Here is an 18,454-nt window from a genome sequence, read left to right on the forward strand (position 1 = left end):
ACGTAACTGATCGCGAACCCTGCGGCTGTATGGTTTCCGCCTGCCGCCGAGGGAACCCGATTCATGCTGGTCGAGACCGATAAACCCAAGGCCCGAGGCGGGGCGTCGGTCACCCAACAGGCCCTCGAAACCCAGACTTCCCTGCTGCCCTATGCGCTGGCCGTATTCGCAGTCAGCCTGCCGCTGCTGGTCTGGGCCGGGTCCTACGCCAGCAACGCGGTTTGGATGACCGGCACCTTCGCGATCTTCGCCATCGCCTGGGGCGTGTTCTACGCGGCGGTGAACTGGCTGAAAGAGCCGCAAGCCTTCACCAATGTGCGCAAGCGCGGCCAGATCCACATCATCTGCGGCCTGATCTGGGCTGTCGCGGTCGCCCAGCTGGCCGCCTTCGGCGACGGCGCGGGTCCGGTCCGCGACGAGCTGATGCTGATCTCCGTGGCCGCCGCCGTAATCGTCATATTCTTCACCGCGCCCTGGCTGCCCAGCCTGCTGATCGTCGGCTCGGCCACCGCCGCCGGGCCGCTCTATTACCTGCTGCGCGACCCGGCCGACCGAACCCTGGCCAACCTCGCCTGGGGCGGCATGGCGCTGGCCCTGGCGCTGTCCCTGATCCTCAACCGCATCCTGCGCCGTCAGTTCGCGCTGGCCGCCGAGCGGGAGGTGCTGATCGCCGACCGCGACCTGCGCATGGACCAGGCCCGTCAGCTCGCCCAGTCGAAGTCGGACCTCGTCGCCACCCTCAGCCACGAGATCCGCAACGGCCTGACCGGCGTGGCCCACGTGCTCGCTTCGGCCGTCGGCCAGAACGGCCGCAGCGCCCCGTCCCGCGAACAGCTGACGGCCGCGCTCGACGCCGCCAACGACCTGATCTCGGTGCTCAACACCACGCTCGACTCCGAGACTGCCGAGGCTGGCCGACTGGAAGTCGACACGCACGCCTTCGACGCCGTCGCGCTGATCCGCGACCTGGTGATCCTCAACCGCCCCAACGCCGCCTCCCGCGGGCTGGAGCTGTCGCTGCACGTCTCCTCCGAACTGGCGGTGATGGAAGCTGGCGCGACCGTGGCCGACGTCCACCGCGCCCGCCAGATCCTCGCCAACCTGCTCGGCAACGCCCTGAAGTTCACCATCCGCGGCCGCGTCGAGGCCCGCGTCGAACTGGCCGCGCCGGGGCGGCTGTCGATCGAGATCGCCGACACCGGCCCCGGCCTCGCCAAGGAAGAGCTGGAGCAGGCGTTCGAGCCCTTCAATCGCATCGCCCGCACCAGCGCCGGCACCTCGGGCGCCGGCCTTGGTCTATCGCTCTCGCGCCAGTTGGCCCGCCTGATGGGCGGCGAACTCTCGGCCCATAGCGCCGTCGGCGTCGGTTCCTGCTTCCGACTGGAACTGCCGTTCGACGCCAGCGCCCAGCCTGAGCGCGAGTTGGACGCCCCGATCGAACTGGTCGCCACCCTGCCCGAGGCCCGCCAGAGCATGCGCGTGTTGATCGCCGAGGACGACGCCCTAAACGCGGCCATGCTGCGCGCGGTGATCGAGCAGCTCGGCCACCAGGTGGTCCATGCCATCGACGGACGCCGCGCCCTCGACCTGGCGCGGGTCTGCGAGTTCGACCTGCTGATGATCGACGGCCGCATGCCCAACCTCGACGGCCCGGCCGCCATCGCCGCCATCCGCGAGCTCGACAGCGACAACGCCCAGGTGCCGATCGTCGCGGTCATCGGCGGTGACGCCGACGAGGCCGAGGAGTGCGCCGAGGCCGGCGCCGACGTCGTGCTGCGCAAGCCGGTCAGCGTCGCCGCAGTGGCCCGCGCGGTGGCCGACGCGGTCGCCGTCGACCGCCAAGCCCAGCCGGCGCGGGCCTTCGCCTAAGGCTGACGTCCGGACAGCCTTGAGGCTGCGCCCCGCCGCCGCCAAGATGCCTCCAACAACAAGGGAGGCGCGCGTGCTGCTGCAGGGTCTGAAGGTCGTCGAGTTCGCCTCCTACATCGCCGCGCCCGGCGCCGCTGGCGTGTTGGCCGACTGGGGCGCCGAAGTGATCAAGGTCGAGCGCCCCGAGGGCGACCCGATGCGTCACGTCTTCGGCGACGCCAAGAGCGACCTGTCAGGCAATCCGACCTTCGGCCTCGACAACCGCGGCAAGCGCGCCGTCGTGCTCGACATCTCCAAGCCCGAGGGGCGCGACGCCCTCGCCCGTCTCGCCGCCCAGGCCGACATCTTCCTGACCAATGTCCGCCCCGCCGCCCTCAAGCGCGCTGGGCTGGACGAGGCGACCTTGCGGGCCGCCAATCCTCGGCTGATCTACGCCATGGTCACCGGCTACGGCCTCGAGGGTCCCGACGCGGCCAAACCCGGCTTCGACGTCACCGCCTTCTGGTCGCGGGCGGGCGTGGCCCACATGCACGCACCCAAGGGCACGGACCCGTTCATCCTGCGCACCGGGGTCGGCGACCACATGACCTCGCTGGCCACCGTCTCGGCCATCCTGGCGGCCGTCTACGAGCGCGAGCGAACCGGCCTTGGCCGTGTGGTCCAGACCTCGCTGCTGGCGACCGGCATCTACGCGGTCAGCTCCGACCTCGCGGTCCAGCTGGCCTTCGGCAAGCTAGCCTCCAACCGTCCGCGGAGCGCCCCCTTCGATCCGCTGGCCAATTTCTACCGCAGCCGCGACGGCCACTGGTTCGTGCTCAACCCGCGCGGCGCCAGCAATGACTGGCAACTGCTCTGCAAGACCTTCGAGCGGCCCGACCTGCCGGCCGACGAGCGCTTCGCCTCCGGCCGCGTGCGCCGCCAGAACAGCGCCGCCCTGGTCGAGCAGTTCGACGCCGCCTTCAGCCAGCTCGATTTCGAGGAAATCGCCCGGCGTCTGGACGAGGCCGACCTGGTCTGGGCGCCGGTGCAGACGCCCGCCGAGGTGGCTGCCGATCCGCAGGCCGCCGCCGCCGGGGCCTTCGTCGAGATCGAGGATGGCCAGGGCGGCGCCTACCGCTCGCCTGCTGCGCCGGCCCGCTTCCCCGGCGCCGACGCCGATCGCCGGCCGCCGGCGCCCGGCCTTGGCCAGCACACCCGCGAAGTGCTCGCCGAGATCGGCTACAGCCCGACGCAGATCGACGCCATGCTCAACGCCGGCGCCGCCGCTTAACTGACCCGTTAGCTTGCCTTGTCGCGAGCCTCGGAGAGCACCCGCAGCATCTCGCTGGTGAACAGCGACCCGGTCATCCGCTGGCCGGCGCTGGCGTCGTCGTCGGACTTGGTTCCGCGCAGGATCAGGTCGACCATGGCGTCCTGGCTGGCCTGCAGCTGTTGCTGCCGAGCCGAGGCGTACTGCACGAAATTGGTGTCGGCCGGGGCCTGACGCGGGGCGGTCGAGGCCGGGCCATGCGCGCCCTTGGTCAGGTTCGCATAGACCTCGGACACCGTCGCCGGGCGGCCGTCGCGATAGAAGATCGAGCGGTTGGCGCTGGCCGCATCCGGGAACATCGCCGCCGCGCTCGCGCCCGGCTGGCTGCGCACCGCCTCGATCAGCCGCGCCGAGCCCTGCGGTCCCAGGAAGTGCGCGGCGTAGAGCTCGCCGGCGGTCGGCGTGCGGCCAACCCGGCCCTTTAGGTACGAGGCATGATCGGAGGTCAGCTCCCCGGCCATCAGCGAGGCCGCATGCGGGTCCATCCGCAGGTCCATCACCGCCTTGCGCGCCTCGGCGCCGGCCACCCGGTAGCGGCCGTCCGCCCCCTTGGTGATCAGTTCCGAATAGCGGGCGTAACCGTACTTGGCGCCGTGCTGCTTGAGTGTCGCCAGCCAGGTCTGTTCGACGAACTGGAATAGGCCCGCGGCGGACGACGTCGGGGCCTTGGCCCGCGGGTTGTAGCCGCTCTCGCGCGCGGCGGTCTTCATGAGGAAGGTGAAATCGACGCCAGTGGCGTTCGAGGCCCGCTGAATCGCGGCCTCCACAACTCCCCTGATTCCTTCGATCGCCATGGGCCAGATGTGCCCGGACATGGTTAACGCGTCGCTAACCATGTTCTTTGGTCTGGGTCGCCTGCGCCGCGCGCAGCTGCTACCGATCTTGCGCTTCCCACCCTTCTGCGAGGACCACCGATGACCCAGCCGCTGCTCACCTTCAACGACGGGGCGGTGGTCCCCCAGCTCGGCCTCGGTGTCTGGCAGGTGCCTGACGACGAAGCGGCCACCATTGTCGAGGCCGCCGTCGACGCCGGCTACCGCCACGTCGACACCGCCGCCATCTACCAGAACGAAAAGGGCGTCGGCGAAGGCCTCAGGCGCGCCGCGGCCGGCGGCGAGGTCGTGCTGACCACCAAGCTCTGGAATGAGAGCCAGGGCTATGATCGCGCCCTCAAGGCGTTCGACAAGTCGCTCGCGCGCCTGGGACGCGACAGCGTCGATCTCTACCTGATCCACTGGCCCTGTCCGACCCAGGACCTCTACGTCGAAAGCTGGAAGGCCCTGATCCGCCTGAAGGAGGAAGGCCGCACCAAGTCGATCGGCGTCTCCAACTTCGCCGCCCAACATCTCCGCCGGATCGTCGACGAGACTGGGGTCGCCCCGGCCGTCAACCAGGTCGAGCTGCATCCGCGCTTCCAGCAGACCGCCCTGCGGGCGGCGCACCAGGAGCTGGGCGTCATCACCGAATGCTGGAGCCCGCTTGGCCAAGGCAAGGTCCTGGACGATCCGGTGATCGGCAAGATCGCCGCCAAGCACGGCAAGACCCCGGCCCAGGCGATCATCCGCTGGCACCTCGACAGTGGCTTCCTGGTGATCCCGAAGTCGGCCAATCTGGGCCGCCTGCGCCAGAACTTCGACGTCTTCGACTTCGCGCTCAACGCCGAGGACATGGCCGCCTTCGCCACCCTCGACAGCCCCGACGGCCGCATTGGCGCGGACCCCCTGAAGTTTGGCTGAGAACGCCCCAGGCGGGGTGGCGCCACTTGGTCACCACCCCGCCAAAGTTGCGCTTCTCCACGGCCAAGCTTCGGACATGATCGCGGCGCGACCCTTTGTTTCAGCGACGAAAACAAAGGGAGGTCGCCAATGGTCATCCGTCAGTTCATGCCGGTCGTGCTCGGCCCGTCGAAGCCTCGTTCCGGCCGATCTCCGGCCGTGACCGCGGCCATCGCCCTGTCCGTGATCGTCCATGGCGGCCTCGCCGCCTATCTCGCCGTCAAGACCTGGACCCCGCCCGAGCCGGAGGCCCTGCCAGAAGGCCCTATCATCAACGTCCAGACCTGGACGCCGCCGCCCCCGCCGCCCAAACCCGTGACGCACACCGAGCGCGCCGCCTCGCCACGCCCGCCGGTCGACCTCGACCTGCCGTTCACACCGCCCCCGCCGATCCCCATGGCGCCGACGCCGTCGCCCCCCCCGACGGAACCGCCGACGACCATCGCTCCACCGGCCCCGCCGACGCCTGCGCCGCCGGCCGTGATCGTGGCCCCGAACTGGCTCAAGCGCCCTGGCGCCACCGAATTCGCCCGCTTCTATCCGGACTCCGCCCAGCGGCGCGGGATCGGCGGCACGGCGACGATCTCCTGCCAGGTCAGCGCCGCCGGCTCGCTCAGCGGCTGTTCAGTCGCCCGGGAGTCACCGGCCGACGAAGGCTTCGGCCGCGCGGCGCTCAAGCTCGCCCCCTACTTCCGGATGAGCCCGATGACCCGCGACGGCCAGCCGGTGGAAGGCGGCACGGTCCAGATCCCGATCCGCTTCAACCTCGGCGGCTGAAACCCGGCCCTCGGCCTGCTCAATAGCTCTTGGGCAGGCCGAGCACGCGCTCGGCGATGTAGTTCATCACCATCTCGCGGCTGATCGGCGCGATGCGGGCGATCATCGCCTCGCGGAAGTAGCGCTCGACGTGGAATTCCTTGGCGTAGCCCATGCCGCCGTGGGCCAGCACCGCCGCCTCGCAGGCATGAAAGCCAGCCTCGCCGCCCAGGTACTTGGCCGCATTGGCCTCCGCCCCGCACTCGCGCCCGGCGTCGAACAGCGCCGCGGCCTTGAACGCCATCAGGTTCGCCGCCTCGAGCTCGGCCCAGGACTTGGCCAGCGGATGGGCGACGCCCTGGTTCTGGCCGATCGGCCGGCCGAACACGACCCGCTCCTTGGCGTAAGTCGCCGCCCGCGCCAGCGCCGCGCGGCCCAGGCCCACCGCTTCGGCCGCGAACAGCACCCGTTCAGGGTTCAGACCGTCGAGCAGATAGTAGAACCCGCGCCCCTCCTCGCCGATCAGGTCCCCGGCCGGGACCTCCAGGTTGTCGATGAAGACGCTGTTCGACTCCACCGCCTTGCGGCCCATCTTCGGGATCACCGTGGCGCTGATCTTCGAGCGGTCGAAGTCGGTGTAGAACAGGCTTAGCCCCTCGGTCGGCTTCTTGACCTGATCCTTCGGCGTGGTCCGCGCGATGATCAGCATCTTGTTGGCGCGCTGGGCCATGGTGGTCCACACCTTGCGGCCTGTGATCACATAGCCGTCGTTGGTGCGCACCGCGCGCGTGGTCAAGCTGGTGGTGTCGAGCCCGGAGTCCGGCTCGGTGATGCCGATGCAGATCTTGTCCTCGCCGGACATCAGCCGCGGTATCGCCCGGTTCCTGAGCTCCTGGCTGCCATACCTGACGATAGGCATGGGTCCGAAGATGTTTAGGTGCATGGCGCTGGCCCCGGAAAACCCCGCGCCCGACTGGGTCACCGCCTGCATGACCAGCGCCGCCTCGGTCAGCCCCAGGCCCGCCCCGCCCAGCTCGGCCGGCATCGCCGTGCCCAGCCAGCCGCCGGCCGCCATGGCGGCCACGAATTCCTCAGGAAAATCACCGCTCTCGTCGGTCTGACGCCAGTAGTCGGCGTCGAACTGGGCGCAGAGCCGGGTCACACTCTCGACGATGGCTTCCTGTTCTTCGTTCAACCAGAAGCCGCTCATCGTTTTCTCCCTACTTCGCCGGGGCGTCGAACCTCGCCGGACTCATGGCCTCTGCAAAGGGACCAGCTTCCCCTTCCGTCACGCAAGCCACGATCAGCCGGGCGACCAGCGGGGCCAGCAGCCACCCGTTGCGCCGCGCCCCGACCGCCAGCAGCACGTCCTGGTGCCGCCCGCGCCCGACCATCGGCAGGCCGTCGGGAGTCGCCCCGCGCACGCCGGTCTCGGCCTCGAAGCTCGCGCCGACCAAGTGCGGGAACAGGCGCGCCCCGGCCGCCTTCAGCGGTTCGACCTTCGCCGGCTCGACGGCCCGATCACCCAGACCCGCCTCCATCGTCGCCCCGATCGTCAGCCCGCCCGGCGCGCTGGTGACATAGGCCCCCTGCCCGCGCACGACCACGCCGCGATAGGCCCGCTCGCGGGTGCGCAGAATGTGCCCCTTGATCGGCGAGATGTGCGACAGCTCAGGCGCCACCACAGCCAGGTCGCGCCCGGCTCCGGTGGCGATCACCAACCGCTCGCCGCCCTCGAACCCATTGGCCGCCTGCTGGCGAAACTCGACCCCGGCCTCGCCGGCCGCGCGGCGCAGCGCCGCCAGCGCCGCGCCAGCCTCGATGCGCCAATCCTCGCGCACCAGCAGCCCGCGCCGCCAGCCGTCGGCCAGGTCGGGGGCCAGCCCCGCCAGCGCCCCGCGCTCCAGCTCGGTCGGATGCAGGCCAAGGCCGCGCAGCGAACCGTCGATCCGGGCGAGAAAGTCGTCGTCGCCCACCGCCACCGCGCCGGCGCGGTCGACGGTGAGGCCGATCCGCGCCTCCAGCGCCGGCCATAGGTTACGGGCGGCCATCAGCAGCGAAAAATGCGGCGTGGCGCTGGCGTCCAGCACAGCCTCGAAGGCCGGCGCCAGCATGCCGGCGGCCACGCCCGAGGCGTTGTCCGCCGGCTGGGCCGGATCGAACACGGTGACCCGCGCCCCCGCATCCGCCAGGGCCAGGGCGGTGGTCAGGCCCAGCGCGCCGGCCCCGGCCACAGTAATCTTGGGGCCTTTGCTCATGGGCCTAACGAACGGGCTTCGCGTCCAAAATCAAGTCCCGGGCGAGGCGCCGCGCCGATAGCGCCGCAGGCCCAGGTGGAACAGGCCCGCAGCCAGGGCGCCATAGCCCAACGCCGAGGCGACCACGACCGCCACCGCACCCAAGCTCGGCTCGCGCAGCATCTTCACCGGCGCCAGCACCACGAACGCAGCCGGCAGGACCGTATAGGCCGCGACCTTCACCAGCCCCTGGTGGATCGATCCCGGATAGCTGGAGAACAGCAGTGTGAAGTCGGTCAGATCGCGGGCGAAGCTGCGCGCCCCGGCCGCCCAGAACGCCAGGCTGGCGAACGAGATCGCGGCGGAGACATAGACGATGCCGCCCGCGGCGACGGCCAGGACCAACAACGGAAGGTGCGCCCACTCCACCTGCGCGAACAGCGCCAGCACTGCAACGCCGCAGACCAGATCGCCCCAGGCGGTGGCGATGCTCTCGCGGGCCAGCAGGCGCGAGATCAACCCGGCGGGCTGGATCAGCAGCCCTTCCAGGTCTCCGCGGGCGATCGATCCGGCCATGTCGCGATAGCCGCCCGCCAACGCCCCGGCCAGACCGACAATGCACATCGTCAGCCCCAGCAGCAGCGCGACGTCAGCCATGCCCCAGCCGCCGACGCTGCGGAAGCCGGCGAAGAACAGCGCCCACAAGATCAGGAACACCAGGTCGTTGACGATCATGCCGCCGACCTGCAGCGCGAAGTTGGCCTTGTCGGCGAACGACATCCGTACCGAGGCGGCGGCCTCGGCGGCGTAAAGCGCGATGAACCGCATTACACCCCTCCCCGCCGCAGCACCTTGGCCAGGCCCGCCCGCCACAGCCCCAGACACGCCGCGCTCAGCACCACGATCCACAGCACCTGCCACCCCAGCCCGATCAGGAACAAATCCGGCTCCATGGTCATCGCGGCCGGCCAGTAGAGGTGCGCCGCGAACGGCGAGGCCTTGGCCACGTGCTCCATCAGCGGCGGGTAGAGCGTCACCGGCGCGTAGAGCCCGCCCAGCAGGAACATCAGCTTCTGGATCACCAGCTGGAACGGCAGCACCCGCCGCGCCCAGAACGCCATCAGGCCTGCCAGGGCGTAGAGCAGCACCCCGACCACCACGCCCAGCACGCCCAGCATCAGCAGCCGCGGAAACGCCTCGGCGGGCGGCCAGGCCCGGCCCGAGGCCGCCAACAACGCCAGCGCCGTGATCCCCAGGGCGGTCAACCGCACGCAGGCCGCGCCCAGGTTCTGGCTCAGCACCTGCAGAAGATACGACTTGGGCCGCAGCAGATGCGGCTCCAGCCCGCCCGAACGGATGTCGTCCTCGAGGCGCAAGTGCGTGGCGGGCAACGACAGCGTCACCCACTCCGTCGCCCCGATGTAGAGCGCCAGCCCGCCGGCCGGCAGCGCGTAGGCCAGCGTCCCGGGCAGCTGCTCGGCCGCCACCTTGTCCCACAGCGCCGACAGCACCAGCAGCAGGATCACGAAGAACACGCAGCGCCCGGCCAGCACAGGCCAGGCCGCCAGGGTCTCGCCGGCCCCGACTTTCAGCGCCGCCCAGGCCGCGCTTGCGCCGCGCCGCGCCTCAGCGGCCGCCAGAGTAGATGTCATGGATCACCTCCTCCATCGGAGGATCCTCGATGGTCACGTCCTCGATGCCGCCCTGGGCCAGCGCCGCGGCGATGACCTGCTCGACGCGGGTGACGCGGGTGTCGACCTCCAGCACCGTGGTGTGAGCCTCGACAGATCGGCGGCTGACGCCCAGCAGGTCCAGGCACACCTCCGCGCTCGCCGACTGCAGCGTCACGACCTTGCGGCCGAGGAACCGGCGACGCAGCTGGTCGGTCGGCTGATCGACGACGATGCGGCCTTCGCCGACCACGATCACCCGCTCGCAGACCAGCTCGATATCGCGGGTGTCGTGCGAGGTCAGCGCCACGGTCAGCCCGTGGTCGCGGGCGTGCTCGCGCACGAAATCGCGGATCGCGGCCTTGGCGGTCACGTCCAGGCCGATGGTCGGCTCGTCCAGGAACAGCAACTGCGGCCCATGCAGCAGGCTGGCGGTGATCTCGCAGCGCATCCGCTGGCCCAGCGACATGCGGTTGACCGGCTGGTCCATCAGCTCGGCCAGGGCGAAGCGCTCGGAAAGCTCGCCGAGCCGCCGCCGTGCCGTCACCACGTCCTGGTCGTAGATCTTCGCCAGCAGCGCAAAGGAGTCGCGCGCCGGCAGTTCGCCCCACAGCTGCGAGCGCTGCCCGAACACCACCCCGATCCGATAGGCCAGCGCCTTGCGCTGGCGCCAGGGGACCAGCCCCAGCACCTGCGCTTCGCCCGCCGTCGGCTCCAGGATCCCCGACAGCATCTTCAGCGTCGTCGACTTGCCTGCACCGTTAGGCCCGATGATCGCCACGCGCTCGCCCGGCGCGATGTCGAACGACACCCCGGCCACGGCCTCGATGGTCACCTGTTGAGACGAAAACGCGCCGGCCAGCCCGCGGCCGCGCTTGGCGTAGCTATAGCGCTTGCAGAGGTTCCGGACGGTGATGGCGGGCGTGGTCGACATGGGCGGGGCTCGGATGACAGGTCTGGGGGGCAAGGTCTGGGCATGCGAAATACGTCGGGCGCGGGTAAGCGAGCCCTTGGTAATTCGGCATGTTCGAAGCCTTGCCGGCCATTGCGTTCAAATCCGATCCGCCGCGAACACGTTCGCGGAACGCGGGTAGGTGTAGAAGCGCCCGCGCGGCTTTGCAACCGGCGGGCGTAAGGTCGTCACCAACTGTGGCGCTTTGGCTACGCCCCGCGATGGTCACCTGGAAGCTGACCTTCCAGATCCAGAGAGGCGCTTACCGCGGACGGAACAGGGCCTCCAGGCCCTGGATCACGTCCTCCATCAGCGGCGAATCCCCGCTCTCGTCGGCCTGGGTGAGCGAGGCCGCGCCATGGCCGCAGGCCCAGACCGCCAAGGCGACCTTGTGGATCACCGTCGGATCAACGCCCTGCTGGCTGGGCGCGCCGGCGATCACCTCCTGCAGCACGGCGAAGGCGCTGTCGCGGGCCTCGGCGACGTCGGCCTCGCCCATCAGCGTGGCGTCGAACATCAGCTCGTAGAGCGCCGGCTGGGCGCGGGCGAAATCGAAGTAGGCCAGCGCCGTGGTGCGGATCGGCGTCGTCTCGGCATGAGCCGCTGCTTCGCGCAGGCTGGCCTCCATCTCGCGGAACCCCATCGCCGCCAGCCCGGCCAGCAGCGCGGCCTTCGAGGCGTAGTGGTGATAGACAGATCCGGCCGCGATCCCGGCGCGCCCGGCCAACGCCCGCAGGTTCAATTCCGAGCGGCCGCCCGTCTCAAGCAGCGCGCGCGCCTCGTCCAGCAGCAGGATGCGCAGGTTGCCGACGTGATAGGGGCGCCGCCGAGCGCCCTGCTCGGTCCAGGTCATCGCGCCGCTCCCATTGGGGCGTGCGAGATCGTGTGCGCGCTGGCGCGGCGTGGCATGGCGTCCTCCCTATATGAACGATGTTCTCAAGCCAGCCACGGCTTGTCGAGCGCGGCGTTCCACAACCGGCGACAAAGTGAGCGTTGATAACCCAGCCCCCCGCCGCTAGCGTCCCGCATACAAGAATTTGCCGGGGAGTTCGACATGGCCGCTGACGTGAAGGTCGCCGTTCTTGGCGCTGGATTCGCCGGACTCTGCATGGGTCTGCGGCTCAAGGCGCAGGGCGAAACGTCATTCGTCATCCTCGAAAAGGCCGACCGGGTCGGCGGCACCTGGCGCGAGAACATCTATCCGGGCGCCGGCTGCGACATCCCGAGCCACCTCTATTCCTATTCCTTCGCGCCGAACCCCGACTGGCCGGAGGTCTATTCCGCCCAGCCCGACATTCTGGCCTACATCGAGGGGGTCGTGGACCAGCACGACCTCGCCGGCCACATCCGCTTCGAGGCTGAAGTCACCGGCGCAGCGTGGGACGAAGCCGCCGGCCATTGGCGCATCAGGCTGGCCGACGGCTCGACCGTCACCGCCGAGGCGTTCGTCACCGCCTGGGGCCAGCTCAATCGTCCCAAGCTGCCCCCGATCGAGGGCCGCGAGAGCTTCGCGGGGCAGGCCTTCCACTCCGCGCAATGGGACAGCTCGGTCGACCTGGCCGGCAAGCGCGTGGCGGTGATCGGCAACGGCGCCAGCGCCATCCAGTTCGTGCCCGAAGTGGCCAAGGTCGCCGGCCAACTGACGCTCTTCCAGCGCTCGCCGAACTGGATCGTGCCGCGGATGAACCGCCCCTACACCGCCGAAGAGAAGGCGCAGTTCCGCGCCCGCCCCGAGCTGATGGACAAGGTCCGTGCCGAGATCTTCCACATGGCCGAGGACCGGCTGATCGCCAAGCGCAACGGGACCGCGCCGGTCGAGGAGGTGCCGATCCCGCTCGCCCACCTGCACGCCCAGGTCACTGATCTCGACCTGCGCGCCAAGCTCACCCCGGACTACGAGGTCGGCTGCAAGCGGGTGCTGATCTCCAACGACTTCTACCCCGCCCTCACCCGCCCGAACGTCGAGCTGGTCGTCGACGCCATCGCCGAGATGACGCCGCAGGGCGTCGTTGACGCGAACGGCCGCCTGCACGAGGCGGACGTCGTGATCTACGCCACCGGCTTTGAGACCAAGTCCTTCGCCGGCGAGACCGCCATCAGCGGCCAGGACGGCGTCACCCTGGCCCAGGCCTGGACGTCCGGACCGGAAGCCTACCTCGGGATCACCGTTTCCGGTTTCCCCAATCTTTTCATGCTCTACGGGCCAAATACGAACCTAGGTCACAACTCGATCATCTACATGATCGAGGCCCAGGTCGGTTACGTGCTGCAGGCCCTGACTGAGGGGCGGCCGCTGTCGGTCAGCCCGCAGGTCCAAGCCGCTTACAACGACAAGATCCAGGCCGAACTCGCCCACACCCCGTGGGCCGGGACCTGCACCAGTTGGTACAAGACCCCAGAGGGCAAGATCCTCAATAACTGGCCGGGCTCGGCCCAGGCCTACGCCGAGGCGGTCGGCCGCTTCGACGCCGCCGCCTATCAGAGCGCCCGCACCGCCGAGCCTGCCGAATAGGTCAGCCGAACAGGAAGTCGGCGGCGCTCAGCGAGCCGGGCGTGACGCCGGCCAGCAGGATCGTCTGGCCGCCGAGCTGGATCAGCGTGCCGGCCGGGTCGGCGACAAACTTGGCCGCCAGGGCGGCATAGTCGGCCGCATCCGTCGGCGCGATGCGGATCCGGTCGCCCTCGGCCTGCGAGAAGTCCATCACCACGTCGCGGCCGCCGCCGCCGTTGAAGTTGAACAGGTCGGCGCCGGCGCCGCCCATCAGCACGTCATCGCCGAGGTCGCCCGACAGATAGTCGTCCCCGGCCCCGCCAAGCACGGTGTCCGCGCCCTGCCCGCCCAGCACGGTGTCGCGGCCAAGGTCGCCGAGCACGTAGTCGCTGCCGGCCCCGCCGTGGGCGAAGTCGTCGCCCTGGCCGCCGAACACGCTGTCATCGCCCAGGTCGCCGAATAGCTGGTCAGCGCCCGCGTTGCCGTGGACGAAGTCGTTGTCTTGGCCGCCGCGGACGATGTCGTCGCCGCCGCCGCCGATCAGGGTGTCGTCGCCGGTGTTGCCTTGGATCACGTCGGCGCCCGTCCCGCCGCCGACGCTGTCATTGCCGGGGCCGGCCGCGACCTCTCCGCCCCCCCGGGGGCAGGATCAGCACGTCGTCTTCGCTCGGCGGCTGCGGCGGCGGAACGTAGCCGACCTGATAATTGGGGGAGATCGCATCGCCTTCGCCGGCGTTTCCCGCAATGTCAGACACCCCGCTGAGATCGAGGGTGATGTCGTTGGTCGCATCGCTCACCCCGATCGCCGGGGTGAACGTAGCCGTCCATGTCCTTCCGCCGTCCGAAGAGCTCAGGCCCGACAGCACACCGCTATCGGGTGTGAAATCCCCAGTCGTGAGCCCGGTCACCGCCTCGGAGAAGGCGATCGTGACCTTGCTGGTCTGGCCGGCCTGCATCACCGGATTGGCGAGCGTTATCGTCGCGGTCGGGCGTTCGGTGTCGACAGCATAGTTGTCGGACTCGACCGTCCCCGATCCGGCGTTGCCGCTTGCGACCGCCCTCACGCCGGCCATGTCCAGGGAGATCAGGTTGCTACCGTCCTGCACGCCGGCCGTCGGCGTCAGCGTCGCAGTCCAGGTCACCCCGCCGTCGGCGGAGCTCAGGTTCGAAACTGCGCCGTTGGCGACTTCCAGGTCCGCCGCAGTGAAGCCGATCACGGCTTCTGAGAAGGTGAAGGTGATGCCGGTGCTCTCACCGACCTTCAGCGCCGTGCCCCCGAGGGCGATGCTCGCTGTGGGCTGCACCGTATCGATCGTGAAGTTGGCCGAACTCGTCGTTCCGGTCCCGGCGTTTCCGGCCAGGTCGGCGACGCCGTCGTTGTGCAGGATGATCTGGTTGCTTGCGTCGCGGAGGCCCACATTAGGCGTGAGGAGAGCGATCCAGGTGACGCCGCCGTCGCTGCTGCTCAACGCCGACATCATCCCGTTCGGGATCGTCAGGTCGGCGTTGGTGAAGTCGACCACCGCCTCCGAAAATGTGATCGTCACCTCAGAGGTCTCGCCGGCCTTCAAGGCCGCATCTTCCATGACGATCGTCGCGACCGGCCTCGTGGCGTCCACGACATAGTTCGGAGAATCAGTCGTCCCTGCCCCTGCATTGCCGGCCTGGTCAGAGACCCCGGTCAGGTCGGCGCGAATGATGTTGCTTGTATTGTTGACGCCCACCGCGGGCGTCAGGGTCGCCGTGTAGACGATGTTGTCGCTGGTGGTCAGCGCCGACAGCGTGCCGTTGTCGACAGTCAGCGCGCCGAGGCTGAATCCGCTCACGGCTTCTGAGAACGTGAAGATGACGTCGCTGGACTGGCCGATCCCCAGGGCCGGATCGGCCAGGCTGATCGAGACGGTTGGCGCGCGCGTGTCGAACGAGATCGGCAAGACGGAAGCCCCGCCACCGACATTGCCGAAGCCGTCCGTATAGGACCCCGAGGTCACCGAAATGGCTGCGCTTCCAGCGTCCACGTTGGACGTCGGCGTAAACAACGCCCCGTAGACGCCGTTGCCGAGATTGCTCAGGCCGGAAAGAACCCCGCCTGTAACGACGATGTCGTTGGCCGTGAAACCGGAGGGCGGATGGGAAAAGGTGAAGGTGATATCGGCGGTCTCACCCGCCTTGAGCACCGCCTGCGAAGTGGTGACGACCACCGAGGGGCCCATCGTGTTCAGACTCATCGGCGCGCTCGACGCCCCAGCCCCATTGTTCCCGGCGACATCTGCGTAGGAGCCCGCCGTAAGCGACACCGATCCTAGAAAGCCGTTCAATCCGGCGTTGGGCGTGAAGTCGACCGTGTACACCAGCGGATCTGCGGCGCCGGTCAGCGAGGATAGCGTGCCGCCTGTGCTGGACAGGTCGCCAAGCGTGAGCCCCGTCACCGCCTCCGAAAACGTCAAGGTGATCGTCGCCGTCTCGCCCGACCTCAACGAGGAAGTCGACGACGTGATCGAAGCGGTCGGCGCCCGCGTATCGATGGCGATCGCCGGACTTGAGGCGCCCAGGCCAGGATTGCCCAAGGTGTCAGTGTACGAGCCGCCCCCGACCGACACTCCCGCAACCACGCCATTCATCCCTACCCCTGGGGTGAATAGCGCCTCGTAGACCAGCGGATCGACGGTTGCGGTGAACTCCGACATTGTTCCGCCCGCGACTGTCACATCCGCGAGCGTGAACCCCACGGGGGCCACGGAAAACGTGAAGGTAACCGACGCCGTCTCGCCGATTTTCAGGGCCGTCTTGTCGAAGGCGATATCGAGACTGGGCGCAGCCATGGGCGACTCACTCAAGTGGGACTACAGCCCCCTCGAATGCCCCGGACACGCGAACAACGCTACTCAAAGTCGTGGTAAATGCGCGATTCCCGCCAAGGCGGTCAGGCCGCCTTCACCGCTGCGGCGTCGTCGAGCACACGCTGCAAGGCCTCGAATAGCCGGCCCACCTCGATCGGCTTGGGGACGAAGCCGTCCATGCCGGCGGCCATGTACTCAGCCACCTGGTGGGCCATGGCGTTGGCGGTCAAGGCGATGATCGGGGTGCGCTCTCGCCCTTCCAAGGCTTCGCGGCCGCGGATCAGAGCGCAGGCGCTCGGCCCGTCCATGATCGGCATCTGCACGTCCATCAGGATCACGTCCCACTCGCCGCTTTCCCAGGCCCGCACCGCCTCCACGCCATTCTCGACAATGTGCGGATCGACGCCGATCTGGTGCAGCAAGGTCTTCAGAACCAACTGGTTGACGGTGTTGTCCTCGGCCGCCAGCACGCGCAGGGTCGAACAGGCGCAGGCTTCGATCTGCTGCGCCTCGACGCTGGGCGGCGTCGGCAGCGCCGCGCTCGCCCCGACCCAGGTCAGCGGCAGTGTCGCCACGAACGTCGTCCCGGTCCCGAGCTCGCTGCTCGCCTCGATCGCTCCGCCCATCAACCCGGCCAACTCGCGGCAGATGGCCAGGCCCAGACCCGTCCCGCCATAGCGCCTGGTCGTCGAGGCGTCAGCCTGCTCGAACTTCTGAAACAGCGCCGCCAGGCGATGCGCCGGGATGCCGATCCCGGTGTCCGACACGCTGAGGCGCAGACCGGACGCATCGCGATCGACGCTCACCCTCACCTCGCCCTGCTCGGTGAACTTCAAGGCGTTGGAGACAAGATTGTAGAGGATCTGGCGCACACGGGTTGAGTCCCCGCGATAAACGCCCAGCGCCGCAGGCTCGATGCCGAGCGCGAAGGACAGCCCCTTCTTGTTGGCGATGGCGGTGAACGCCGCATGCGCGCCGCGGGCCAGCGCCGCGACGTCGAAATCGGCCTCCTCCAACTCCAGCTTGCCAGCCTCGATCTTCGACAGGTCGAGCACGTCGTTGAGGATCGCCAGCAGCGTCTCGCCCGACTGACGGATCACCTCCAACCGCTCGCGCTGGATCTCCGACAGCCCGTTCTCGGCCGCCATCGCCTGGGCCATGCCCAGCACCCCGTTCAGCGGCGTGCGGATTTCATGACTCATCGTCGCCAGGAAGGTCGACTTGGCGCGGTTGGCGGCCTCGGCGTCCTCCTTGGCCTGGACCAGGGCGCGTTCGGCCGACTTGCGCTCGCTGATGTTCTGCAGCGCGCCGATCACCCGCAGCGGCCGGCCGCGCTCATCGGAGATCAGCCGCGTCGACCCCATCGCCCAGACCTCGCGGTCGTCGCGCCGGACCAGGCGATACTCGGGGCTATAGGGTTCGCCCGTGCGAAGATGTTCGCGCCAGGCGTCCTCGACCAGCGCCCGATCGCGCGGATCGATGGTGCTGAAGATGTCGCGGTGCAGCTCTTCGTAGGTCTTCGGTTCGGTGAAGAAGGTGTCCTCAGCGCCGGTCTTGATCAGCTCCCGGCGCTGGTAGTCCATCTCAAAGACGTGGATGTCGGCGATCTCCATCGCCAGCATCAGCCGCTGCTCGGAGCGCTCGGTCGCCTCCAGCGCCTCGACCATGTCGGTGATGTCGTAGCTGGCGATGATCAGCCCGCCGACGCCGCCGTCGACCGCGTGCCAAGGCGCCAGCTCGGCCCGATACCAGCGGGTCGCTCCGCCCGGCTCGACCACCTGGATGCGGTCGGCCTTGATGGTTTCGCCGCAGAGCACGCGGTCGTAGGCGTCCTGCCAGCGCCCGTACATGTGCGGCGCCAGGTCCTGGATCGTACGGCCGAAGATGATCTGCTGGCCCAGTTCGAGCGTGCGGATCCAGCGGGGACTGGCTCCGATCACCCGCATCTCGCGATCGGTCAGCACCAAGGCGACCGGCATGGCTTCGACGATGGCCGCCAGAGTCGACTGCATGGCGTCGCGCTCAAGGCGGCTCTGCTCGCGAGCCCGGCTCGCCTGCGCGCGCGCCCACTCGTCAGCGACGAACTCGGCCAAGTCGCCGAGCCGCCCAGCCAGTCCAAGATCGAACGCGCGCGGCGCATCGCCGAACACCGCCAGCACCCCCGGCGTCGAGCCGTCGGCCAGGCGGATCGGAACCCCGACATAGGATCTCAGATAGGGCGGGCCGACCACGGCCGGACTGTCGGAGAAACGCGGGTCGCGGTGCGCGTCCTCGACCCACAGCAGCTCGCCGCTGGCCTGCACCATCTCGGCGGCCTTGTCGCGCTGGCGCACGATCTTGGAGTCCGGATCACGGCTGCGCCAGACTTCGCCGTCCTTCAGGAAGATGATCTGCGCCTCGAGCGCACAAAACATGGTCTTGGCGAGCCGCGTGGCGCGGTCGCACACCGCCTGGGAGATCTCCAGGCCAAACGGACGCGACTCGGCCGTGCCGTCCGCCATGCTGATCCCCCCGTTTCGTTTTTGATATCAGCGGGATGAGCGTGAGCGACTAAA

At 69.1% G+C, this 18,454-nt stretch carries 15 protein-coding genes; 5 read left to right on the forward strand and 10 right to left on the reverse strand.

Translation table 11 applies throughout. The annotated features are described in order from the left end of the window. The first annotated feature begins 63 nt into the window (after positions 1-63). Entirely contained in the window at positions 64-1,869 is a 1,806-nt protein-coding gene (locus tag C0481_RS16675; RefSeq protein ID WP_293405853.1) for an ATP-binding protein, read from the forward strand. A 73-nt stretch (positions 1,870-1,942) separates the two neighbouring features. Next, positions 1,943-3,139, forward strand: coding sequence for a CoA transferase (locus C0481_RS16680; protein ID WP_293405855.1), 1,197 nt, complete (start codon positions 1,943-1,945; stop codon positions 3,137-3,139). Between the two features lie 8 nt (positions 3,140-3,147). On the opposite strand, the gene C0481_RS16685 is transcribed toward C0481_RS16680, so the two are convergent. Further along, positions 3,148-3,972 (reverse strand): transglycosylase SLT domain-containing protein, encoded by an 825-nt coding sequence (locus C0481_RS16685; RefSeq protein ID WP_293405857.1) that lies wholly within the window; start codon positions 3,970-3,972, stop codon positions 3,148-3,150. A 120-nt stretch (positions 3,973-4,092) separates the two neighbouring features. Between C0481_RS16685 and C0481_RS16690 the strand changes: the two genes are divergently transcribed. Then, entirely contained in the window at positions 4,093-4,914 is an 822-nt protein-coding gene (locus C0481_RS16690; protein WP_293405859.1) for an aldo/keto reductase, read from the forward strand. A gap of 129 nt (positions 4,915-5,043) precedes the next feature. Further along, positions 5,044-5,730 (forward strand): energy transducer TonB, encoded by a 687-nt coding sequence (locus C0481_RS16695; RefSeq protein ID WP_293405861.1) that lies wholly within the window; start codon positions 5,044-5,046, stop codon positions 5,728-5,730. Positions 5,731-5,749: 19 nt separating this feature from the next. Here C0481_RS16695 and C0481_RS16700 read toward each other — a convergent pair whose 3' ends face one another. The 6 genes from C0481_RS16700 to C0481_RS16725 form a co-directional block, all read right to left on the reverse strand. Further along, positions 5,750-6,919, reverse strand: coding sequence for an acyl-CoA dehydrogenase family protein (locus tag C0481_RS16700; RefSeq protein ID WP_293405863.1), 1,170 nt, complete (start codon positions 6,917-6,919; stop codon positions 5,750-5,752). Between the two features lie 10 nt (positions 6,920-6,929). Next, positions 6,930-7,967, reverse strand: coding sequence for an FAD-dependent oxidoreductase (locus C0481_RS16705; protein WP_293405865.1), 1,038 nt, complete (start codon positions 7,965-7,967; stop codon positions 6,930-6,932). 30 nt (positions 7,968-7,997) lie between these two features. Next, complete coding sequence (locus C0481_RS16710) at positions 7,998-8,774, reverse strand: ABC-2 family transporter protein (RefSeq protein WP_293405867.1); 777 nt, start codon at positions 8,772-8,774, stop codon at positions 7,998-8,000. Further along, positions 8,774-9,598 (reverse strand): ABC-2 family transporter protein, encoded by an 825-nt coding sequence (locus tag C0481_RS16715; RefSeq protein WP_293405869.1) that lies wholly within the window; start codon positions 9,596-9,598, stop codon positions 8,774-8,776. The genes C0481_RS16710 and C0481_RS16715 overlap by 1 nt, the downstream gene beginning before the upstream one ends. Then, positions 9,573-10,550 (reverse strand): ATP-binding cassette domain-containing protein, encoded by a 978-nt coding sequence (locus tag C0481_RS16720; RefSeq protein WP_293405873.1) that lies wholly within the window; start codon positions 10,548-10,550, stop codon positions 9,573-9,575. The genes C0481_RS16715 and C0481_RS16720 overlap by 26 nt, the downstream gene beginning before the upstream one ends. A 280-nt stretch (positions 10,551-10,830) precedes the next feature. Continuing rightward, positions 10,831-11,421, reverse strand: a complete 591-nt coding sequence (locus C0481_RS16725; RefSeq protein ID WP_293405875.1) for a TetR/AcrR family transcriptional regulator — start codon at positions 11,419-11,421, stop codon at positions 10,831-10,833. Between the two features lie 201 nt (positions 11,422-11,622). On the opposite strand from C0481_RS16725, the gene C0481_RS16730 reads away from it, so the two are divergent. Further along, the gene (locus C0481_RS16730) at positions 11,623-13,080 is read left to right on the forward strand and encodes an NAD(P)/FAD-dependent oxidoreductase (protein WP_293405876.1); all 1,458 of its coding nucleotides are present in this window, start codon (positions 11,623-11,625) and stop codon (positions 13,078-13,080) included. Between the two features lies 1 nt (position 13,081). Here the strand turns inward: C0481_RS16730 and C0481_RS16735 are convergent, their stop codons facing one another. The 3 genes from C0481_RS16735 to C0481_RS16745 form a co-directional block, all read right to left on the reverse strand. After that, entirely contained in the window at positions 13,082-13,633 is a 552-nt protein-coding gene (locus C0481_RS16735; protein WP_293405877.1) for a calcium-binding protein, read from the reverse strand. A gap of 28 nt (positions 13,634-13,661) precedes the next feature. After that, positions 13,662-15,881: an Ig-like domain-containing protein gene (locus C0481_RS16740; protein WP_293405878.1), complete on the reverse strand. Its 2,220-nt coding sequence runs from the start codon at positions 15,879-15,881 to the stop codon at positions 13,662-13,664. Between the two features lie 101 nt (positions 15,882-15,982). Then, positions 15,983-18,400, reverse strand: a complete 2,418-nt coding sequence (locus tag C0481_RS16745; protein ID WP_293405879.1) for an ATP-binding protein — start codon at positions 18,398-18,400, stop codon at positions 15,983-15,985. Between the last annotated feature and the right edge of the window lie 54 nt (positions 18,401-18,454).

Source organism: Phenylobacterium sp., from assembly GCF_013822795.1.
Taxonomy (GTDB): Bacteria; Pseudomonadota; Alphaproteobacteria; order Caulobacterales; family Caulobacteraceae; genus Phenylobacterium.